At 73.1% G+C, this 18,684-nt stretch carries 20 protein-coding genes; 8 read left to right on the top strand and 12 right to left on the bottom strand.

Annotated elements, in window-relative coordinates:
* Positions 1-581 precede the first annotated feature (581 nt).
* On the top strand, positions 582-1,475 hold the full coding sequence (locus EV376_RS07470; protein ID WP_130321397.1) for a 1,4-dihydroxy-6-naphtoate synthase: 894 nt from the start codon (positions 582-584) through the stop codon (positions 1,473-1,475).
* Here EV376_RS07470 and EV376_RS07465 read toward each other — a convergent pair.
* Together EV376_RS07465 and EV376_RS07460 are read right to left on the bottom strand one after the other, a co-directional pair.
* Positions 1,436-1,822 (bottom strand): cold-shock protein, encoded by a 387-nt coding sequence (locus EV376_RS07465; RefSeq protein WP_130321396.1) that lies wholly within the window; start codon positions 1,820-1,822, stop codon positions 1,436-1,438. The genes EV376_RS07470 and EV376_RS07465 overlap by 40 nt on opposite strands.
* Positions 1,823-1,857: 35 nt before the next feature.
* Positions 1,858-2,478: an HAD family hydrolase gene (locus tag EV376_RS07460; protein WP_130321395.1), complete on the bottom strand. Its 621-nt coding sequence runs from the start codon at positions 2,476-2,478 to the stop codon at positions 1,858-1,860.
* A 74-nt stretch (positions 2,479-2,552) separates the two neighbouring features.
* Here EV376_RS07460 and EV376_RS07455 point away from each other — a divergent pair, with 74 nt between their 5' ends.
* Positions 2,553-5,024, top strand: coding sequence for a helicase-associated domain-containing protein (locus EV376_RS07455; protein ID WP_130321394.1), 2,472 nt, complete (start codon positions 2,553-2,555; stop codon positions 5,022-5,024).
* 18 nt (positions 5,025-5,042) lie between these two features.
* Here EV376_RS07455 and EV376_RS07450 read toward each other — a convergent pair whose 3' ends face one another.
* Both EV376_RS07450 and EV376_RS07445 read right to left on the bottom strand, forming a co-directional pair.
* On the bottom strand, positions 5,043-5,279 hold the full coding sequence (locus tag EV376_RS07450; RefSeq protein WP_130321393.1) for a hypothetical protein: 237 nt from the start codon (positions 5,277-5,279) through the stop codon (positions 5,043-5,045).
* A 42-nt stretch (positions 5,280-5,321) separates the two neighbouring features.
* Entirely contained in the window at positions 5,322-6,212 is an 891-nt protein-coding gene (locus EV376_RS07445; RefSeq protein ID WP_130321392.1) for a L,D-transpeptidase family protein, read from the bottom strand.
* A 174-nt stretch (positions 6,213-6,386) separates the two neighbouring features.
* Between EV376_RS07445 and EV376_RS07440 the strand changes: the two genes are divergently transcribed.
* Positions 6,387-8,066 carry a DNA repair helicase XPB gene (locus EV376_RS07440; RefSeq protein WP_130321391.1) on the top strand — a complete coding sequence of 560 codons (1,680 nt, stop codon included), beginning with the start codon at positions 6,387-6,389 and terminating at the stop codon, positions 8,064-8,066.
* Positions 8,067-8,439: 373 nt separating this feature from the next.
* Here the strand turns inward: EV376_RS07440 and EV376_RS07435 are convergent, their stop codons facing one another.
* Together EV376_RS07435 and EV376_RS07430 are read right to left on the bottom strand one after the other, a co-directional pair.
* A complete protein-coding gene (locus tag EV376_RS07435) occupies positions 8,440-9,201 on the bottom strand; it encodes an inositol monophosphatase family protein (protein WP_486482878.1) in 762 nt (253 codons plus the stop codon).
* 50 nt (positions 9,202-9,251) lie between these two features.
* The gene (locus EV376_RS07430) at positions 9,252-9,479 is read right to left on the bottom strand and encodes a winged helix-turn-helix domain-containing protein (protein WP_207228070.1); all 228 of its coding nucleotides are present in this window, start codon (positions 9,477-9,479) and stop codon (positions 9,252-9,254) included.
* A gap of 391 nt (positions 9,480-9,870) precedes the next feature.
* Here EV376_RS07430 and EV376_RS07425 point away from each other — a divergent pair, with 391 nt between their 5' ends.
* Positions 9,871-10,122, top strand: a complete 252-nt coding sequence (locus EV376_RS07425; protein WP_486482877.1) for a DivIVA domain-containing protein — start codon at positions 9,871-9,873, stop codon at positions 10,120-10,122.
* Positions 10,119-10,391, top strand: coding sequence for a hypothetical protein (locus EV376_RS07420; RefSeq protein ID WP_130321389.1), 273 nt, complete (start codon positions 10,119-10,121; stop codon positions 10,389-10,391). The genes EV376_RS07425 and EV376_RS07420 overlap by 4 nt, the downstream gene beginning before the upstream one ends.
* A gap of 44 nt (positions 10,392-10,435) precedes the next feature.
* Here EV376_RS07420 and EV376_RS07415 read toward each other — a convergent pair whose 3' ends face one another.
* From EV376_RS07415 to EV376_RS07405, 3 genes are all read right to left on the bottom strand, one after another.
* Positions 10,436-11,398 carry a zinc metalloprotease gene (locus tag EV376_RS07415; RefSeq protein WP_130321388.1) on the bottom strand — a complete coding sequence of 321 codons (963 nt, stop codon included), beginning with the start codon at positions 11,396-11,398 and terminating at the stop codon, positions 10,436-10,438.
* A 148-nt stretch (positions 11,399-11,546) separates the two neighbouring features.
* On the bottom strand, positions 11,547-12,416 hold the full coding sequence (locus EV376_RS07410) for a GNAT family N-acetyltransferase (RefSeq protein WP_130321387.1): 870 nt from the start codon (positions 12,414-12,416) through the stop codon (positions 11,547-11,549).
* A 170-nt stretch (positions 12,417-12,586) separates the two neighbouring features.
* Entirely contained in the window at positions 12,587-13,063 is a 477-nt protein-coding gene (locus EV376_RS07405; protein WP_130321386.1) for an SRPBCC family protein, read from the bottom strand.
* A gap of 16 nt (positions 13,064-13,079) precedes the next feature.
* On the opposite strand from EV376_RS07405, the gene EV376_RS07400 reads away from it, so the two are divergent.
* Positions 13,080-13,409: a metalloregulator ArsR/SmtB family transcription factor gene (locus EV376_RS07400; RefSeq protein ID WP_207228066.1), complete on the top strand. Its 330-nt coding sequence runs from the start codon at positions 13,080-13,082 to the stop codon at positions 13,407-13,409.
* Positions 13,410-13,436: 27 nt separating this feature from the next.
* Here EV376_RS07400 and EV376_RS07395 read toward each other — a convergent pair whose 3' ends face one another.
* On the bottom strand, positions 13,437-14,198 hold the full coding sequence (locus EV376_RS07395; protein WP_130321385.1) for a TIGR03089 family protein: 762 nt from the start codon (positions 14,196-14,198) through the stop codon (positions 13,437-13,439).
* Positions 14,199-14,521: 323 nt separating this feature from the next.
* On the opposite strand from EV376_RS07395, the gene EV376_RS07390 reads away from it, so the two are divergent.
* Positions 14,522-15,697 (top strand): hypothetical protein, encoded by a 1,176-nt coding sequence (locus EV376_RS07390; protein WP_130321384.1) that lies wholly within the window; start codon positions 14,522-14,524, stop codon positions 15,695-15,697.
* Positions 15,698-15,710: 13 nt separating this feature from the next.
* Here EV376_RS07390 and ligD (EV376_RS07385) read toward each other — a convergent pair whose 3' ends face one another.
* On the bottom strand, positions 15,711-16,622 hold the full coding sequence (gene ligD, locus EV376_RS07385) for a non-homologous end-joining DNA ligase (RefSeq protein ID WP_130321383.1): 912 nt from the start codon (positions 16,620-16,622) through the stop codon (positions 15,711-15,713).
* Positions 16,612-17,553, bottom strand: coding sequence for a non-homologous end-joining DNA ligase (gene ligD / locus EV376_RS07380; RefSeq protein ID WP_130321382.1), 942 nt, complete (start codon positions 17,551-17,553; stop codon positions 16,612-16,614). The genes ligD (EV376_RS07385) and ligD (EV376_RS07380) overlap by 11 nt, the downstream gene beginning before the upstream one ends.
* 85 nt (positions 17,554-17,638) lie before the next feature.
* Between ligD (EV376_RS07380) and ku the strand changes: the two genes are divergently transcribed.
* Entirely contained in the window at positions 17,639-18,661 is a 1,023-nt protein-coding gene (gene ku / locus EV376_RS07375) for a non-homologous end joining protein Ku (protein WP_130321381.1), read from the top strand.
* Positions 18,662-18,684: the final 23 nt, after the last annotated feature.

The raw sequence follows: 18,684 nt of genomic DNA, 5'->3' as shown, positions 1-18,684 counted from the left end.
CTGACTCGTTCAAGTCACCGCCCCGCTTGCCGGACCAGCCCGCCGCACAACCGACCAGCCCGCCGCACAACCGGACCGGCCCGCCGCACAACCGACCAGCCCGCCGCACAACCGGACCGGCCCGCCGCATGACCGACCCAGCCCGCCGCACAACCGACCAGCCCGCCGCACAACCGACCAGCCCGCCGCACAACCGACCAGCCCGCCGCACAACCGACCAGCCCGCCGCACAACCGGACCGGCCCGCCGCACAACCGACCAGCCCGCGCACACGGACCAACCCGAGCAGACGGACCAGCTCGACGCGCAACCCGACCAGCTCGACCCGTGCCCGACCAGCTCGACCCGTGCCCGACCAGCTCGACCGTGCCGGACCGGCCGAGGCGTCCCGGACCAGCGCGAGGACCGCCGCGCTGATGCACCAACGACATCAGCTCCAAAGGCGCCGAGTTAGCTATCGGCGTGTGGAGCCGCGCATCATCGGCCGTCGCACGCCGCCACCCGCTGCCGGCACCGTGACAACGGTCAATTGCCGACGAGCGGGGCGGAGGCGGTAGCAGCGGCGGGGCTACGGTTGGGGCGTGGCGCTCTCGCTGGCTATCTCGCCCTGCCCCAACGACACGTTCGTCTTCCACGCCCTCGTGCACGGGCAGGTGCCGGGGGCGCCACCGGTCGAGGTGACCTACGCGGACGTGGACGTCACCAACACCGCCGCCGAGCGCGGCGCCTTCGACCTGGTCAAGGTGAGCTACGCGGCGCTGCCCTGGTTGCTCGACGACCACCACCTGCTGCCCTGCGGGGGCGCGCTCGGCCGCGGTTGCGGCCCGCTGGTGCTGACCCGGCCCGACCGCGCGGGCAACGACCACTCGGACACCGCCGACGCGACCGGTCCGACGAGCACCGGTCCGACGAGCGCGGACCTGACCGGCGCCACGGTCGCGGTGCCCGGCGACCGGACCACGGCGTACCTGCTCTTCCGGCTCTGGTCGGCCGGGCGGCCGCCGGCCCGGATCGAGGTCGTGCCGTTCCACGAGATCATGCCGGGCGTCGCCGCCGGGCGGTACGACGCGGGCCTGGTGATCCACGAGGCGCGGTTCACCTACCCCCGGCACGGGCTGACCGCCCTGGTCGACCTCGGCGAGTGGTGGGAGGCCGACACCGGCCTGCCGATCCCGCTCGGCGCGATCCTGGCCCGCCGCGGCGCGGTCGACCCGGAGGCCGCCGCCGGCTGGATCCGCGAGTCGGTCCGCCGCGCCTGGGCGGAACCGGCGGCCAGCCGGGACTACGTGCTCGCGCACGCGCAGGAGATGGAGCCCGACGTGGTGGACCGGCACATCGGCCTCTACGTCAACGAGTTCACCGCCGACCTGGGCGAGGCCGGGTTCGCCGCCGTCGAGGCGCTGCTCGGCCGGGCCGCCGACGCCGGGCTGGTGCCTCAGACCTCCAACTCGCGGGCCACCGCGTGGACCAGCTGAGCGATCTTCTGCGCGGTCTTCCGGTCCGGGAAGCGGCCCCGGCGCAGGTCCGGCTGGACCTTCGCCTCCAGCACCTTGATCATGTCCTCGACGAGGCCGTGCAGCTCCTCCGCCGGCCGACGGCGCAGCTCCGCCACCGAGGGCGGCGCCTCCAGCAGCTTGACCCCCATCGCCTGGGCGCCCCGGCGGCTGTCGACCACACTGAAGTCGACCCGCTGCCCGCCCTTCAGGTCGGTGACACCCGCCGGTAGCGCGGCCTTGGGCAGGAACACGTCGCCACCCTCGTCACTGGTGACGAACCCGTATCCCTTGGTCGCGTCGTACCACTTCACTCGACCCGTCGGCACCTGAGAACCTCTGCTTCGCTCAAGACGTCTACGGCCTACAAGGCTAGCCCGATCATGCGGTCGAGCGCCGCCGGGAATCCGGTGAGATCATCCAGCACCACCTCCGCGCCCGCCGCACGCAGCTCGTCGGCCGAGCACGGGCCGGTCGTCACCGCGATCCCCGGCACCTCCGCCGCCCGGGCCGCCGTCATGTCGGCCACGTGGTCCCCCACGTAGTGCGTGGCGCCGTGCGCCCGCAGCGCGGTCGCCTTCTCCTCGGCGAACAGGTCGCCGGCGACCTCGTCGACCGCCAGGCCGAGGTGGTCCAGGTGCAGCCGGGCCAGCCGGCCGAGCTTCGACGTGACCACGAGCACCCGCCCGCCGTACGCCCGCACCGCCTCGATCGCGCCCCGGGCGCCCGGCAGCGGCACGGTCGGCGTGATCGCGTACGCCGGGTAGAGCTCGCGGTAGGTGCGGACCGCGCCCTCGACCTGCTCCGGCGGGAACCAGCGGGCGATCTCGGTCCGCAACGGCGGGCCGAGGCGGGACACCGCCGCCTCGGCGTCCACGGGTACGCCGGTCTGGGCGGTCAACGCCCGGTACGTGGCGGCGATCCCGGGGCGGGAGTCGACCAGGGTCATGTCGAGGTCGAAACCGACCGTCGGCGGTGCGGGCATGCCGAGACCGTAACCGGGCGAGCCGAACGTCCGAGGGGCGGGACGGCCCCCCGCCGGGCTAGCGTGGAACGACGATGACCACCTCACTCGCCGACCACCTGCGCGCGCTGCCCGACGAGACGCTCGCGGCCCTGCTCCAGCAGCGGCCGGACCTCGTCGTCCCGGTACCGGCCGACGTCTCCGCGCTCGCCATCCGGGCCCAGTCCCGGGTGTCGGTGGCCCGCGCCCTGGACGGCCTGGACCGGTTCACGCTGCTGATCCTCGACGCCGCCCGGCTGACCCGGAACGCGTCCGACGGCACCACCAGCGTCGACGCCGTGCTCGCCATGGCCACCGCCGGTGCGCAGCCACCCGCCCCGGCCGCCGTCCGGGCGGCCGTGCAGCGACTCCGGTCCCTCCTGCTGCTGTACGGGCCGGACGACCGCGTACACCTGGTCGGCGGCATCGACGAGATCTCCCCGTACCCGGCAGGGCTGGGCCGGCCCGCCGCGGAGCTGGACCTGCGGACGGCGGCCCTCTGCGCGGACCCGGCGAAGCTGCGGCGCACGGTGCTGTCGGCACCGCCCTCGGCCCGGGCGATCCTGGACCGGCTCGCCGCCGGCCCACCGGTGGGCAGCGTGCCGCTGAGCGCGCTGCAGGCTCCGCCCGTCGGCGCGGAGGACGAACTGCCGCCGGACCCCACCAACGGCGGTGCGCCGACCGGCTCGCCGGTGCGCTGGCTGGTCGACCACCGGCTGCTGGTGCGGGTCCCCACCGGGCGGAGCGGCGGGCCCGGAACGGTCGAGCTGCCCCGGGAGGTCGGGCTGCTGCTGCGCCGGGACACCGGCCCGCTCGGCCCGCTGTCCACCACCCCGCCGCCGGTCTCGGCGCCGCCGCGGGAACCGAAAGCGGTCGACTCGGCCGGCGCCGGGCAGACCATGGAGGTGGTCCGGCAGACCGAGGCGCTGCTGGAGCAGCTCGCCGCCGAACCGGCACCGGTGCTGCGCTCCGGCGGTCTGGGCGTCCGCGACCTGCGCCGGCTGGCCCGCGCCGTGGGTCTGGACGAGCCGACCGCCGCGCTGCTGCTGGAGACGTCGTACGCGGCGGGGCTGACCGGGGAGCTGGAGCTGCCCGGTGCGGTGTCCACCCGCCACGGCGCCGACCAGCAGGTGGTGCCGAGCGCCGGGTACGAGGTGTGGCGCGCCGGGTCACTGGCGCAGCGGTGGGAGCAGCTGGCCCGGGCGTGGCTGACGATGACCCGGCAGCCGGGGCTGGTCGGCCAGCGTGACGACCGGGACCGCCCGATCACGGTGCTCTCCCCCGAGGCGGAGCGGGCCGGTGCGCCCGCCACCCGACGGGCTGTCCTCGGCGTCCTCGCCGAGCTGGAACCGGCGACCGCGCCGACCCCCGAGGAGGTGCTGGAGCTGCTCGACTGGAAGGCGCCCCGGCGCAGCCGGGGACGCGAGGCCGCGCACCGGGAGGTGCTGGCCGAGGCGGCCACGCTGGGCGTGACCGGGCTGGGGGCGCTCACCTCGTACGGGCGGCTGCTGCTCGCCGACGTCACCGCCGACGAGCGGGCCGCCGACGACCCGCTCGGGGTACGCGACGAAGCCGGGGGCGAGGCGTCGACGGCCGTACGGGCGCTGGACGCGCTGCTGCCCGCTCCGGTCGACCACTTCCTGGTGCAGGCCGACCTCACCGTCGTCGTGCCCGGCCCGCCCGACCCGGCGCTCGCCGCCGAACTGGACGTGGTGGCCGAGCACGAGTCGGCCGGCGGTGCCAGCGTGCACCGGCTCACCCCGGCGAGCGTCCGGCGGGCGCTGGACGCCGGCTACTCCGCCGACGACCTGCACGGGCTGTTCAAGCGCCGGTCGCGGACACCCGTGCCGCAGGGGCTGACGTACCTGGTCGACGACATCGCCCGCCGGCACGGCGGCCTGCGCGTCGGCTCCGCCGGGGCGTACGTGCGCAGCGACGACGAGGCGCTGCTCACCGAGGTGCTGGCGGACAAGCGGCTGGAGGTGCTGGCGCTGCGCCGGCTCGCCCCGACCGTGCTGGCCACCCCGTACCAGGTGGGCCGGATGCTCACCGCGCTGCGCGAGGCCGGGTACGCGCCGGTGCCCGAGGACGCCACCGGCGCCGCGGTCCTCACCCGGCCGAAGACCCGGCGCGCGCCGACCCGGGTGGTGGTGGCCGCGCGGACCATGGACCCGCTCGCCGCCCCGAAACTCCCGATGCCCCGGCTGCTCGGGGTGGTCGAGCAGATCCGCCGGGGCGACGCCGCCGCCCGCGCCGCCCGGCGCGCGCCGGCGGTGGTACGCGGGCAGCCGCCCGCCGGCCCGGTGCCCGTGCACAGTCACGCCGACACGCTGGCCGTGCTCCAGCAGGCGGTACGCGACAGGGCGCTGGTCTGGGTCGGCTACGTCGACGCGCACGGGGCGACCGCGTCGCGGCTGGTGCGGCCGGTGTCGATCGGGGCCGGCTACCTGCGCGCGGAGGACGAGCGCACCGAGATGCTGCACACGTTCGCCCTGCACCGGATCACGGCGGCGGTGCTGGAGGAGTGACCGGTCGCGGCCGGCGGGTCAGCGCCGGTCGCGGCGGTACGTCCCGACGATCGCGATCACCAGCAGCAGGCCGAACGCCGTCCCGGCGGTCTCGCCGACCGACGCGACGAAGCCCTGCCGCTGCACCAGCCAGCCGAAGAGGAACCAGCCGAAGAGGAGCACCCCGGCCATCACGTACGCGACCACGGTCGCGGTGGAGACCGGCTCGGCCGGCGCCTGTCGCGCCTCGGCTGGCACGTCCTGGTCGACGGTCATCTGCGTCCTCCCCGTCCGCATGCGAACCAGGGGTCCAGCGTGTCACCCGGAGCGGCTGCCGACCAGCACCACACGGCTGCCGATCCGGCCGAGCTCCCAGTAGCGGACGGCGTCGGCGTGCAGCAGGTTGACGCAGCCGTGCGAGCCGAGCGAGAAGTCGTGCAGGTAGGTGGTGGTCTCGTGGAAGCCCATCCCGCGCGTGAAGTGCTGCCAGTAGGGCAGCCAAACCTCGTACGGGTTGGACCACTCCTTCCGGTTCCGCCGGTCGATGGTGAACGTGCCGGCCGGGGTGCGGAAGCCGGCCATGCCGGTGCGGGTGACGGTCGGCTTCACGATCACCTTCCCGTCCCGCATCACCCAGGTGGTCTGCCGGGTCAGGTCGACGCAGAAGGTGAGCCCGGAACGCTTGCCGCACACGTCAGTGTTCGTGGTGGCGAGGCGCTTCGCCACGGCGTACGTCAGCGGCCCGGCACGACCGTGGGCCGGGCGGATGTCGTACCTCTTCTGGAAGCGCTTGATGGCCGCGCAGTCGGCGGCGGACTGGCGGCCGTCCACGGTCAGCTTCCCGAACCCGCCCAGCCGAGTGAGGTACGTCTCGACCTCGCGCTGCCGCTCGCCCTGCGGGCAGCCGGCGGGCGACGGTGAGCTGCTGGGCCGGGGTGAACCGCGGGTCGGTTCGGGCTTCGCGCTGCGGCTCGGCTCGGGCTTCGCGCTGGGGCCGGTCGGCGTGGCCTTCGGTTTCGGCGACGCCGGGGCCGATCGGTCCGGCCCGGGCGTACCGCTCGCCCCCGTTGGCTGCTCCGCCGCCCCGACCGGTGCGGCTCCCCCGCCCACACCGCCCGCGGACCGCGGCTCGAACGCGCACGCACCGGCGCCGACCAGCGTGACGACCACGAGGGCGACGAGCCGGGTGGCGAACGTGAACGTGAACATGGCGCCTCCCCCTGCGACGGTCGTCACCCTCCTAGACGTGTAAATGCGTCACAAGGTTGCACGGGTACGCGTTTTCCTGCCGGCAGCTGCCGACGTGCAACACTGGATGGTCGGCCCGGGGCAGGTCAGCCCGCAGGCGGTGGCCGGCGTCCCGAGCGGAGGAGAGGCGCTTTCGTGAGCGGTGGACCCCTGATCGTGCAGTCGGACAAGACCCTGCTGCTGGAGATCGACCACCCCGACGCGCAGGCCTGCCGGATGGCGATCGCGCCCTTCGCGGAGCTGGAGCGCTCTCCCGAGCACGTGCACACGTACCGGCTCACGCCGCTGGGGCTGTGGAACGCGCGGGCCGCCGGTCACGACGCCGAGGGCGTGGTGGACGCGCTGATCAAGTACAGCCGCTACCCGGTGCCGCACGCGCTGCTGGTCGACGTGGCGGAGACGATGGACCGGTACGGCCGGCTCCAGCTCGCCAACGACCCGGCGCACGGCCTCGTCCTGCGTGCCCTGGACCGGGTGGTGCTGGTCGAGGTCGCCAAGAGCAAGAAGCTCGCCGGGATGCTCGGCAACAAGATCGACGATGACACGATCGCGGTGCACCCGTCCGAGCGGGGCCGGCTCAAGCAGGCCCTGCTGAAGCTGGGCTGGCCCGCGGAGGACCTGGCCGGGTACGTGGACGGCGAGGCGCACCCGATCGAGCTGGCCGAGGCCGGCAGGGACGGCCGGAAGCCGTGGACGCTGCGGTCGTATCAGCGGGAGGCCGTGGACTCGTTCTGGGCCGGCGGGTCGGGCGTGGTGGTGCTGCCGTGCGGCGCCGGCAAGACGCTGGTCGGGGCGGCGGCGATGGCCGAGGCGCAGGCGACCACGCTGATCCTGGTCACCAACACGGTGGCCGGGCGGCAGTGGAAGCGGGAACTGGTCGCGCGCACGTCGCTGACCGAGGAGGAGATCGGCGAGTACTCGGGCGAGCGCAAGGAGATCCGCCCGGTCACCATCGCCACGTACCAGGTGCTCACCTCCCGCAAGAAGGGCGTGTTCACCCATCTGGACCTGTTCGGCGCCCGTGACTGGGGCCTGGTCATCTACGACGAGGTGCACCTGCTGCCGGCGCCGATCTTCCGGTTCACCGCGGACCTCCAGGCCCGCCGCCGGCTGGGCCTCACGGCGACCCTGGTACGCGAGGACGGCCGGGAGGGTGACGTGTTCAGCCTGATCGGCCCGAAGCGGTACGACGCGCCGTGGAAGGACATCGAGGCGCAGGGCTGGATCGCCCCGGCCGAGTGCACCGAGGTACGGGTGACGCTGACCGACGCGGAGCGGATGTCGTACGCGACGGCGGAGGCCGAGGAGCGCTACCGGATGGCGGCGACCGCCCGCACGAAGCTGCCGGTGGTGCGCGCCCTGGTCGAGCGGCACGCGGGCGACCAGACGCTGGTGATCGGCGCGTACATCGACCAGCTGCACCAGCTCGGCGAGTATCTGGACGCGCCGATCGTGCAGGGCTCGACGACGAATCGCGAACGCGAGCGGTTGTTCGACGCCTTCCGGTCCGGGGAGTTGCGCACGCTGGTGATCTCCAAGGTCGGCAACTTCTCGATCGACCTGCCGGAGGCGGCGGTGGCGATCCAGGTGTCGGGGACGTTCGGGTCGCGGCAGGAGGAGGCGCAGCGGCTGGGCCGGGTGCTGCGGCCGAAGGCGGACGGGCGGCAGGCGCACTTCTACACGGTGGTGTCCCGGGACACGATCGACACCGAGTACGCGGCCCACCGGCAGCGCTTCCTCGCCGAGCAGGGGTACGCGTACACGATCGTCGACGCCGACGACGTCCTCGGCCCGACCCTGCCCTCGTTCGACTGACCGGCCCTCCGGTCCGGACCGGACAGGTCGCCGCTCGCTGCCTTTGGAGCTGATGTCGCAAACGACTCAACTCGCAGAACGTGGTCAGACCTCGACACAAAGAAATCCACGAGCGTACGGCGCGGGGCATCCGGCGCACCCTGGGCTTGAGGTGAGAGGGGGCGTCGATGAAGTACACCGCCAGGTGCACGCGCTCGGGCTCGTGGTGGGCGATCAGGATTCCGGAGAGGCAGGAGAACGCCGCCGCTTGATGCGGCCCTCGGGGCGCTAATCCCGTTGTACGGCGCTGTCGTTCGGCTTGATCGACTCCATGCCGGCGGCATCGGGGCATCCGGCCGCTGCGGATACCGCCATGCCGGCGGCATGGAGCGGATCAATTAGGCAGGACCGGCGCCAGCAGGTCCAGCAGCGCGTCGTGGTGGCGGCCGGTGCTGAGCAGCGCGGTTCCGTCCCCGGCGAGGAGCGGGCGACCGCGCAGATCCGTCGCTCGCCCACCTGCCTCCTCAACGATCAGCGGCAACGGCGCCAGGTCCTCGTACCCCATCTCCGAGCCGGCGATCACCATCGCGTCGACCAACCCGGTGAGCAGGCCACCCATGCCGCCCAGATGGCCGGTGATCCGAGTGTGCCGGTGCAGAGCGACCAACAGGTCTGTGGGCCAGCCTGCGGGGTTGACCAGCTCCACTCGGGCATCGGCCAGGGCAGCAGTGTCCCGTAGCAGCGGCGTCAGCTCCCTGCCGCCGATGCGGATCCGGCTACCGCGGCCGCGAGCCGCGTAGATCAGCTGGCGGGCGACGGGCTGGTTGATGACGGCGAGGACCGGGCCGTGCTCGTCCTCCAGGGCGAGGTTGGTGCCGAAGATCGGAATCCGGTACGCGAAGTACCTGGTTCCGTCGATCGGGTCGATGATCCACTGGCGGCCGGACGTGCCGGCGGTGACACCAGCCTCCTCGCCGTACACCCCGTCGGTCGGGAAGCGCTCCGCCAGCTCACTCCGGATCAGCGCCTCGACCGCGACGTCGGCATCGGTGACCTCGGTGCCGTCCGCCTTGAGCGTCAACGCAAAATCGGCGGCGAAGAATCGTTCGGCGGCCAGTGCGCCCGCACGGTCGGCCAACCCGACGGCGAAGTCCAGCAGATCGCGGTCCGGCGGCGGCCCGCTCTGGCCTGATCCTGTCAGCGGAGTCAGCGCTTCCTCGCCTCGGCAACAAAGACGCCGCGACCCGGGCGGCCGACCAGCACACCCTGCCCTCGCAGCTTCGCCACCGCACGGTGAATCGTCGACACCGATACGTCGTAATGGTCGGACAGCTCCTGTGTGGACGGAATCTGCGACCCAGGCTGAAACTCGCCTACCTCGATCCGCCTCAGCAGATCCTTGATCAACTCGTTCATAGTCGGCGGAATCGGCACGTGAAGGCCCCTTGCAGTCGGTTGGCCCTCCCAGTATCGAGCACCAGGTGAAAGAGCGGCAATAACTGAAGGAGGTGCAGCAGGCACAGGCCAGCCAGATTCGGCAGGTAAGAGAGCGTTGACAGAGGTGAGAGGTATCGGTAGCGTCGCTCTCGGTGATGCGGTTCCGCTGCGGTCGGTTGGCGCCTCTCGTACCGGTCTCGCATCGCCGCCGAGACCTCACCTCCGCGCCTTCCCCGGCGCGGCCCTACCGCCACGACAAGGCGGCAGGGCGCGGGCGGTCTCCGCCGACCGCAACCGGCGGAAACCGATCCTCCACCGTCACCCGAACCGACGAAGGGTGGTCAGCGTGCGCAACCTGCTCCGCCGGCTCGCGCGCCGGCATCGAACGATCGCGGCCGAACCGAGCCGGCCACACCCGGCCCGGCTCCCGCTCCGGCCCTGGCAGATCCGGGACCGGTGCTTCAACGTCCGCCGGCGTGGCCTCGACCCGGTCGAGATCCGCGCCTTCCTGCACCAGGTGGCCGACGAGCTCGCCACCGCGCAGACCGCCCTGGTCGCGGTGCAGGAGGAGAACGTACGAATCAAGAGCGCCCTGCGTGCCTGGCAGAGCGCCCAGTCCGCGAATCGCCGCTACCGATGAGCGAGCGCTGGGTGATCCACCTGCCGGTCACCGCACCCGACCTCGTGCGCGCCCGGATCTTCGCCCGCACCGCCGCCCGGGTACTGGCCCGGCTCAGCGCCCGGGTCGAGCCGGGCGGGGTGACCGTCTCGGCCGAGGACCAGCAGGCCGTACGCCACTGGGTCTTCTGCGACCGGCTGCTGCCCGGCGGCGCGCGGTGTGCGCTGCCGGTCGACCACACCGCGCCCTGTTCGCGGAGCGCGGCCGGCCTGGAACGGCGAAGGGGTTGACGGGTCGCCGTGCCGCGACCCGTCAACCCCTTCAAACGGCGTGGTTAGCCGCGCCCGCCGGCCCGGAAGGCCACCCAGGCGTCGCTCATCCGGTCCGCCTGGCCCGGGGTGAACATGTTCATGCAGGAGTCCTGCGTGTAGTCCATGAAGTTGTGGATCGGGTCCAGCCCGGGCGCGTCGCAGCTGTCCGCGCCGACCGGGCAGTTGAACTGCGGGAACGCCTCGCGCGGCGTGTCGGCGACGAAGTCGCCGGCGGCCGAGCAGCCGTGCGCGAAGGTGTGCTCCAGCATCAGCCAGTGGCCGACCTCGTGGGTCAGCGTGTCACCCAGCGCGTACTTGCCGGCCGTGCCGCCCGGCATCGACTCGTCGAGCATCACCACTCCGTCGATGTAGTCCCGGCCGTTGTTGTAGTCCTTCGGGAAGTACGCCCAGCCGAGCAGCCCGCCGCCGATGTTGGCCGCGTACACGTTGAGCGTCTCCGAGTCGCCGGTGTAGAGCGCCTTCTTCATGTCCCGCTCGTTCTTGCCCGGCACGACGGTGTACCAGGTGCTGTTGACCGTCCACGTCGTGTCGACGAGCTCGAACCGGAACGGGGTGTCGGAGGCGTCCGGCGCGGTCTTGCCCGAGAACGAGTCGTTGAGCACCTTCATCTGGTCCCCGATCATGGTGTTGAACCGCGCGGTCTCCGCCGCCGTGAGCGGGTGGTCGGAGATCATGTGGAACACCGTGGGCACGGTGACGCTGCCGTTGGCCAGCCGCGGCGAGTCCTTGATGACGCCGTAGGCCTTCGCCTCGTTCTGGGAGTAGAGCGCCGGCTCCTTGATATTGGCGCCCGCCTTGACGCGTGCCGTGCTGTGCGCGTCGGCGCCCGGCTCACACGCCTCGACGCCCGGGGAGGCGGTCACCGGCGCGGCCGAGGCGACCGCCCCGGAGGCGGCGCCGGCCGCCAGGAATGTCGCGGCGGTGGTGGTGAGGACGGCCAGTCTGAACGTCGGTCTTCTGTGCATCGTTGCACCTTTCGAGAGCTATGAAAGGAGTGCGGAACCGACGCGGGGTTGTCAAAGTGCGGTCAATGACGTCGTCGTTCCGGTATGAGACCACGTCATTGCCGTCCGGCAACAGACCCCCGCAGGCCGAATCGCCCGGCCCCCGCCGTCACCCGGCGCGGCGCAGGTAGCGGGCGCGGCGGCCGGCGTCGCGGAACCCGAGCCGCCGGTACAGCGCGCCGGCCGGGTTGTCGTCGTTGACGCAGAGCCACCCCTCCCGGGCGCCGTCCGCGGCCAGCGACCGCAGCGCGCCCGCCACGAGGTACGCCCCGACCCGCCGCTGCCGCCACCCGGGTACGACACCCACCTGGTCGACCCAGGTGTCGAGGACGTTCAGGAAGCCGACCGCGCCACCGTCGCGACCGCGAGCGATCACCGACAGGTCCGGCCGGTACCCGTCGTCCCCGAACAGGTCGTCCAGCCACTCCTCGGCGGGAGGCTCGGTGAAGCCGGGCCGGTCGGCGAACGACGCCCGGTAGGTGGCGAACAGCTCCGCACCGGCCTCCCGGGTCACCGGCTCGACGCGTACGCCCTCGGGGCGCGCGACGTCCGGGAGCGCGGTGAGGTCGTGCCGCAGCACCCACTCGGTGAAGGTCCGCTCGAAGCCGTGCGCCGTGCAGAGCGCGTCCGCGCCGGGACTCCACGTCTCGGTGGTCAGCAGCAGGTCGGCGTCGCCGGCCTGCTCCCTCGCCCAGCGCAGCAGCCGGTCGCCGAGACCCCGCCCGCGCCAGGCCGGATGCACCAGGCCGGTGCTGGTGGCCGGCTGCCCGGTGGCGCCGACGCTCACGGCCGCGACCACGCGGCCTTCGTGCCAGGCCCCGAGGGTACGGGTCTGGAGCAGTCGCGCCCGCAGCAACGGAGGATCGGCGAACAGCGGCAGTCCACCGTCGACGGCCAGGCACGCCCCGGCCAGCTCGGTCAGCTCCGCGAGCTGCTCCTCGCCGTACTCCTTCCAGGTGAGATCCCGCGGTTCCGGCATGGCCCTCTGCTCCCGTCGCTCGCCCGCCGTGCGACTGGCCGGCACCGGCCGGCGCGACGGGCACCAGTTGGGCAGAGGCAACCCGGCGACGGGCCCGGCGTCAACCGGATTCGGTACCGCCGAGACGCACCCGAGCCGGGGCCGGCGGGCGGCGAGCACGGGCGGTCAGCTCACTTGTAGAAGCCTTCCCGCAGGTTGATGCCGTGCTCCAGCCAGACCTTGAGGGCAGCGAGCATGCCCGTCCATCCCGCGCAGTTGCCGAACGCCGCCCGGGCGCCCTCGGGGGTCGGCTGCCAGGACGTCTCGGTGATGGTCACCAGGGTCCGGGTGTCGTCGTCGATCGACTCGAACTCGAAAACGACGCGGGTGTTGCCGCCCTCGCCGGTGGTCGCCTCGCCGTCCCACTCGATGACGATCCGGCGCGGCGGGTCGGCCTCGGCCACCGTGACCGGGAAGGCGCCCGGGAAGTCGTGGAAGTCCCAGGTCACCTGCTCCCCCGGCGTCAGCCGCCCGCGCGCCCCACCGGTGGTGAAGTAGCGGGAGAGCTGCGCGGGATCGGCGACCGCCTCGTACACCTCGGCGCGCGGTCGCGCGATCCGCCCGGAGACGGTGAAGGACAGTTCCGTGAGTGTGCCGTCGACGTTCATGTTGTATTTTTACAACATGACTGGCTCGGTCGCCAAGGACCCGGACGATGACGATCTGGTGTTCAAGGCCCTCGCGTCGCCGGCGCGCCGGCGGATGCTCGACGCGCTCAAGGCGTCCCCACACACGACCGGGTCGCTCTGCGCCCTGCTGCCGGAGCTGGACCGCACCACCGTGCTGCAGCACCTGAAGGTGCTGGAGCGCGCCGGGTTGGTGACCGGACGCAAGGTGGGCCGGGAGCGCCACCTGTCGCTCGCCCCGCTGCCGATCAAACGCATCCACGACCGCTGGATCAGCGGGTACATGCGGGCCGCCGTCGACCTGCTCGAACGACTGGACACCGAGTGAGTCCCGGAGGCCGCGCGGATCCGGCCGTCAGATGGCGCGGGTGACCTGTTCGGCGGCGATCAGCGCGTCCCGGCGGGCCGGGTCGAGGTTGGCGGCCAGCACCACGGACGCCCCGGCCGACAGCGGGGCGAGCAGCCACTTGACCGGCTGTTCGTGCTCGGCGACGTCGACCAGCAGCCGGTCGCCGGCGCGCAGGTCGAGTTGGTCGGCGACCGCCTTCGCCAGCCCGCCCCACTCGCCGTAGCTGGTGCCGTCCGGGCTGGCCGGGTCGGTCGCGCGGATCGTCGCGTGGTCCGGCGGGGTGGCGGTGTGCCGGAGCACCTCGACGGACCAGTCGAGCCAGCCGGCGGGCACGTCGGTCAGCGGCCCGGACGCACCGACCAGGTAGCGGTGCAGCCCGTCCGGCACGTCCTCCAGCCAGTCGTCGAGGCGCTCCGGGGTGACGAACACCGCGTCGTACGGTCGATCCGCCCCCGGCTCGAGCACCGGCAGCCCGGCGGTGGCGCGCGGCCGGAACGACACCGCCAGCCCGACCGCCCAGGCGCCCAGCAGGACCGCGGCGGTACGCCAGTGCGGCGGCAGCAGCACCGCCACCCGGCTGCCCGGCGCCAGCCCGCAGCCGTCGCGCAGCAGGCCGGCGGAGCGTGCCGCCCACCCGCCGAGCTGTGTCGCGGTCAGGTCGACCCGTTCGCCGGTCGCGCCGTCGAGCCAGCTGAGCAGCGGGCGGTCGGCCGCTGCGGGCGGGACGACGCCGCTCGGCGCCGGCACGGCGATGTCGATGCTGGCCATCGGGACTCCTTCGCTGCTCTGCCCGGCCCCCGCGGCCATGCCGCGCACCCAACCACCCTATGCAAACACCACCGGGTACGGCCCAGCGTGCCCCGCCGGTCCGCGGCCCGTCCAGCACCGGGAACCCGTTCCGCGCGGACGCCCAACGCACTGCCACCTGCCGCGCCCCCACCACCACGAACCGGTACCACCGGCCCGTCGACTTTGGTCGGCCCGGTCATCGGCCGATGGCGGTATCGCCGGGCCGGCCGGCCAGGAGACCCTGTGGCGACGAGCGGGCGGGCGGGGCCTGCCGCCGTTGCCGGGGAGGAGCGTGAGGCGGGATGCCGCAGCAGGTACGGGTCGAGCGGCCGTCCCGGTCGCGGCGGCTCCTGCCCGTCCTGGCGCTGCTGTTCCTCGCACCGTGGGCCGCCGAGTGCTCGTGGGGTGGGTTCACCCTCGCCGACATGCCGCTGGTGGTGGTCGTGCTCGCCCCGATGTACGGCGGTGCGGCGGTGCTCATCCGGGAAGCGGCCCGCCGCACCGGCGGTGGCTGGCCGGCGATCGTGCTCCTCGCCGCCGCCTTCGGGGTGGTCCAGGCCGGGCTGGTGGACCAGTCGCTGTTCAACTCCGATCACCTGGCGGACACCGAGTTCGCCGACGCCCGGGAGATGGCGGAGTCGACCATGGTGCCCGGGCTCGGCTTCAGCGCGCAGCAGGCGTTGAGCTTCATCGGCGGACACGTGCTGCTGAGCATCTGCGCGCCGATCGCGATCATCGAGTCGTACCTGGGCGGAGACCGCCGCCACCGGCCGTGGCTGGGCGTCCCCGGCCTCGCCGTCGTGGGGGTGCTGTACCTGCTCGGCAGCGCGCTGATCTTCGCGGACGACTCGGGCCGCAAGGACTTCCTCGCCAGCCCCGGGCAGCTGGCTTTCGCGGCCGTACTCGCCCTGCTCCTGATCGGCGCAGCCCTGCTGACCGGGCGGTGGAGCGGGCGTCGTCCGCAGGCCGGTGCCGATCCGGAAACCGGCCGCGCCGCGGAAGCCGGTCCCACGCTGGAGGCGGGTCCCGCCCCGGAGGCCGGCCTGGCGCCCCACCCGGATGCCCGTCGCGTGTCCCGCCCGGAGCCAGCTCGCGCGCCGCGCCCGGTCTGGGGAGCGCTGGCCGTGCTACCCGCGTACCTGACGCCGAACCTGGTGCCCGGCTGGCTCGGCATCGGCGTCGCCGTCGCGGTGAGTGTCGCCGGTGGGCTGGCCGTCCTCGCCTGGTCCGGGCGGGAGGGCTGGGGACAGCGGCACGTCCTGGCCACCGGCACGGCGGGCCTGCTGGTCGCGGCGGCGGGCGTGTACACCGTCCCGAACTACGCACCGGCGTCGCCGGCGGCGGCCCTGGTCGGCGACATCGCCGTCGGCGTGATCGCGCTCGCCTTGGTGGGTGGGGCGTACTGGCGGCTGCGCCGCGAGCCGTCGGCGCGCCGCGCCGGTGTCGACAAGGAGCCCTTCCTCTACCGCAGGCGTTGACCGGGGGCCTTTCTCACAGCGGGAGCTCCGGGCCGCCGTCGAGGAGCGGGGCGAGCAGGTCGCCGGACTTCGCCACCCGGGTGAGCACCTCCTGCGCGGTGTACGGCTTCGTCGCCGGCCGCTTTCCGGCCGCGCCCGCCGCCACCTCGTCCCAGGTCAGCGGCGTGGACACGGAGGGCACCGACTGCGCCCGCAGCGAGTACGGCGCGACGGTGGTCTTGGCCGCGTTGTTCTGGCTCCAGTCGATGAAGACCTTCCCCGGCCGCAGGTTCTTCGCCATCTTCGACACGATCAGCTTCGGGTGCGCCTTCTCCAGCTCCTGCGCGATCCGCTTCGCGTAGGCCGACACGTCGTCCGAGGACTGCGTCCCGGCGATCGGGCAGCAGAGCTGCATGCCCTTCTTCCCGGACGTCTTCGGATAGGAGTCGACGCCGTCGTCGGCGAGCCGGTCCCGCATCAGCAGCGCCACCTCACAGCACTGCTTGAGCGCCGCCGGCGCACCCGGGTCGAGGTCGACGACCATCATGTCCGGGTGCTCGCCGATCTTCCACTGCGGCGTGTGCAGCTCCAGCGCGGCGAGGTTGGCCAGCCACACCAGGGTCGGCAGGTCGTCGGCGACGACGTAGTCGATGGTCTCCCGGCCCTTCGTCGAGCCGGGCGCGGGCAGCGTCTCGGTGCGGACCCACCCGGGTGTCGCGGCCGGGGCGTTCTTCTCGAAGAAGGAGCCACCGTCCACGCCGTTGGGGAAACGGATCCGGGTCAGCGCCCGGTCGGCCAGGTGCGGCAGGAGCACCGGGGCGATCCGGGTGTAGTAGTCGATCACCTCGCCCTTGGTGAACCCGGCCGCCGGGTAGAGCACCTTGTCCAGGTTGGACAGCTCCAGCGTGCGGCCCTCGACCTCGACCCGGAACCGGTCAGCCGGCATCGTCGACCTCCTCGGCGGGCTTGTCCGGCCGCAGCCGCAGCACGCGGGGGAAGCGCAGCCGCCCGTCCGGGGTGCGCTGGCCGTACTTCACCTCCACCACGACCCGGGGTGTTACCCAGATCGCGCCCCGGGCATCCTCGCGGGGCACGTCCGCGGCGAACGGCGACCCGGTCGTCCGCAGCGGCTCCAGTTCGCGCAGCAGTTCCCGCTCCAGCGCCGCGCCGATGCCGCCGCCGACCCGCCCCCGGTAGGTGAGCCGGCCGTCCGGCCGGGGCACCCCGACCAGCAACCCGCCGATCTTGCGCGCCCCCGGCCGCCAGCCGCCCACCACGAAGTCGCCGGTCACCTCCAGCTTGACCTTCACCCAGTCCGGCGAACGCACGCCCGGCCGGTAGACCGAGTCGACCCGCTTGGCCATCACCCCCTCCAGGCCGTGCTCCCCCGCCGCCTGGTAGGTGGCCAGGCCGTCCGGGAAGACCGGGGGTACGGCCCACCGCGCGCCGCCGAGCCCCAGCCCCTCCAGGGCGGCCCGCCGCTCCTGCCACGGCCGGCCGGTCAGGTCGACGCCGTCGAGGCGGAGCAGGTCGAAGATCATGTACGTGACGGGCATGGCCGCCGCCAGCCGGGCCGCCTTGGTCCGGTCCCGGACGTGCATCCGTTCGGCGAGAGCGGTGAACGAGGGCTGCCCGGTCTCGCCGAGGAGCACCACCTCGCCGTCGAGCAGCGCGTCGCCCACCTGCGTCCGCAGGGTGGCCAGTTCGGGGTAGGCGACGGTGATCTCGACGCCCGAGCGCGCGTACAGGTGCTGCCGGCCACCGGAGATGTCGGCCAGGGCCCGCACCCCGTCCCACTTGAACTCGTACGCCCAGCCGTCACCCGCCGGGAGCTGCCCGGTCATCGCGAGCATCGGCTTGATCGGCGCGCCGGGCACGACCCGACTGTAGTGGCACGCCGAACGCCTCGCGCCTCGTTCGATCGGATGGGAGCATGGTCGATACCGGGGAAGGGAGTGCAGCATGCGCGCCATCTGGAAGGGAGCCGTGTCGTTCGGGCTGGTCTCGATCGGCGTGAAGCTGTACTCGGCGACCGAGGAGAAGGACATCCGGTTCCACCAGGTGCACCGGGAGGACGGCGGCCGGATCCGCTACAAGCGCACCTGCCAGGTCTGCGGCGAGGAGGTCAGCTACGACGACATCGCCAAGGGGTACGACATCGGCGGCGGCGAGATGGTCATCCTCACCGACGAGGACTTCGCCGACCTGCCGCTGAGCACCTCGCGGGCGATCGACGTGCTGGAGTTCGTCCCCGCCGAGCAGGTCGACCCGATCCTCTACGCCAAGTCCTACTTCCTGGAGCCGGAGGGCACCGCCACCAAGCCGTACGTGCTGCTGCGCGACGCGCTCGTCGACTCCGAGCGGGTGGCGATCGTCAAGGTGGCGATCCGGCAGCGGGAGCAGCTCGCCACGCTGCGGGTCCACCAGGGCGTGCTGCTGCTCAACACGATGCTCTGGCCGGACGAGATCCGGAAGCCGGACTTCGGCTTCCTGGACGAGGACCTGAAGGTTCGCCCGCCCGAGCTGGCGATGGCCAGCTCCCTGATCGACTCGATGGCCGGCGACTTCCAGCCGGACGCGTTCACCGACGACTACCGGGCCGCGCTGCAGGAGGTCATCGACGCGAAGGTGGAGGGCCGCGAGGTCGTCCAGCCGGAGGAGGTCGAGGAGGCTCCGGCGGCGGCGGTGGACCTGATGGCGGCGCTGAAGGCGTCCGTGGAGCGGGCCCGGGCCGCTCGTGGCGAGGCACCGGCCGGCCGCGGTGCCGGCGAGCCGACCCCGATCTCGGCGGCCCGCTCGGCGCAGAAGAAGGCCGCCGAGAAGAAGGCCGCGCCCAAGAAGGCCGCCGCCAAGAAGACAGCGGAGAAGAAGGCGGCCTCGAAGAAGGCCGCCGCCAAGAAGACGGCCGAGAAGAAGGCGGAGCCGGCGAAGAAGGCCCCGGCCAAGAAGGCCGCCGCGAAGAAGACCGCCCGCAAGTCCGCCTGACCCCGACCGGCGGATTTTCTCGT

This window comes from Micromonospora sp. CNZ295 (assembly GCF_004217535.1).
The sequence above is the reverse complement of the archived record's forward strand: the minus strand, read 5'-3'. Positions and strand labels throughout refer to the sequence as shown.

Excerpts from the sequence above, each read along its gene's own strand:
- EV376_RS07460 (WP_130321395.1), bottom strand. The coding sequence starts at position 2,478 with ATGCCCGCACCGCCGACGGTCGGTTTCGACCTCGACATGACCCTGGTC.
- EV376_RS07455 (WP_130321394.1), top strand. The coding sequence starts at position 2,553 with ATGACCACCTCACTCGCCGACCACCTGCGCGCGCTGCCCGACGAGACG.
- EV376_RS07450 (WP_130321393.1), bottom strand. The coding sequence starts at position 5,279 with ATGACCGTCGACCAGGACGTGCCAGCCGAGGCGCGACAGGCGCCGGCC.
- EV376_RS07445 (WP_130321392.1), bottom strand. The coding sequence starts at position 6,212 with ATGTTCACGTTCACGTTCGCCACCCGGCTCGTCGCCCTCGTGGTCGTC.
- EV376_RS07420 (WP_130321389.1), top strand. The coding sequence starts at position 10,119 with ATGAGCGAGCGCTGGGTGATCCACCTGCCGGTCACCGCACCCGACCTC.
- EV376_RS07415 (WP_130321388.1), bottom strand. The coding sequence starts at position 11,398 with ATGCACAGAAGACCGACGTTCAGACTGGCCGTCCTCACCACCACCGCC.
- EV376_RS07410 (WP_130321387.1), bottom strand. The coding sequence starts at position 12,416 with ATGCCGGAACCGCGGGATCTCACCTGGAAGGAGTACGGCGAGGAGCAG.
- EV376_RS07405 (WP_130321386.1), bottom strand. The coding sequence starts at position 13,063 with ATGAACGTCGACGGCACACTCACGGAACTGTCCTTCACCGTCTCCGGG.
- EV376_RS07400 (WP_207228066.1), top strand. The coding sequence starts at position 13,080 with ATGACTGGCTCGGTCGCCAAGGACCCGGACGATGACGATCTGGTGTTC.
- EV376_RS07395 (WP_130321385.1), bottom strand. The coding sequence starts at position 14,198 with ATGGCCAGCATCGACATCGCCGTGCCGGCGCCGAGCGGCGTCGTCCCG.
- EV376_RS07390 (WP_130321384.1), top strand. The coding sequence starts at position 14,522 with ATGCCGCAGCAGGTACGGGTCGAGCGGCCGTCCCGGTCGCGGCGGCTC.
- ligD (WP_130321383.1), bottom strand. The coding sequence starts at position 16,622 with ATGCCGGCTGACCGGTTCCGGGTCGAGGTCGAGGGCCGCACGCTGGAG.
- ku (WP_130321381.1), top strand. The coding sequence starts at position 17,639 with ATGCGCGCCATCTGGAAGGGAGCCGTGTCGTTCGGGCTGGTCTCGATC.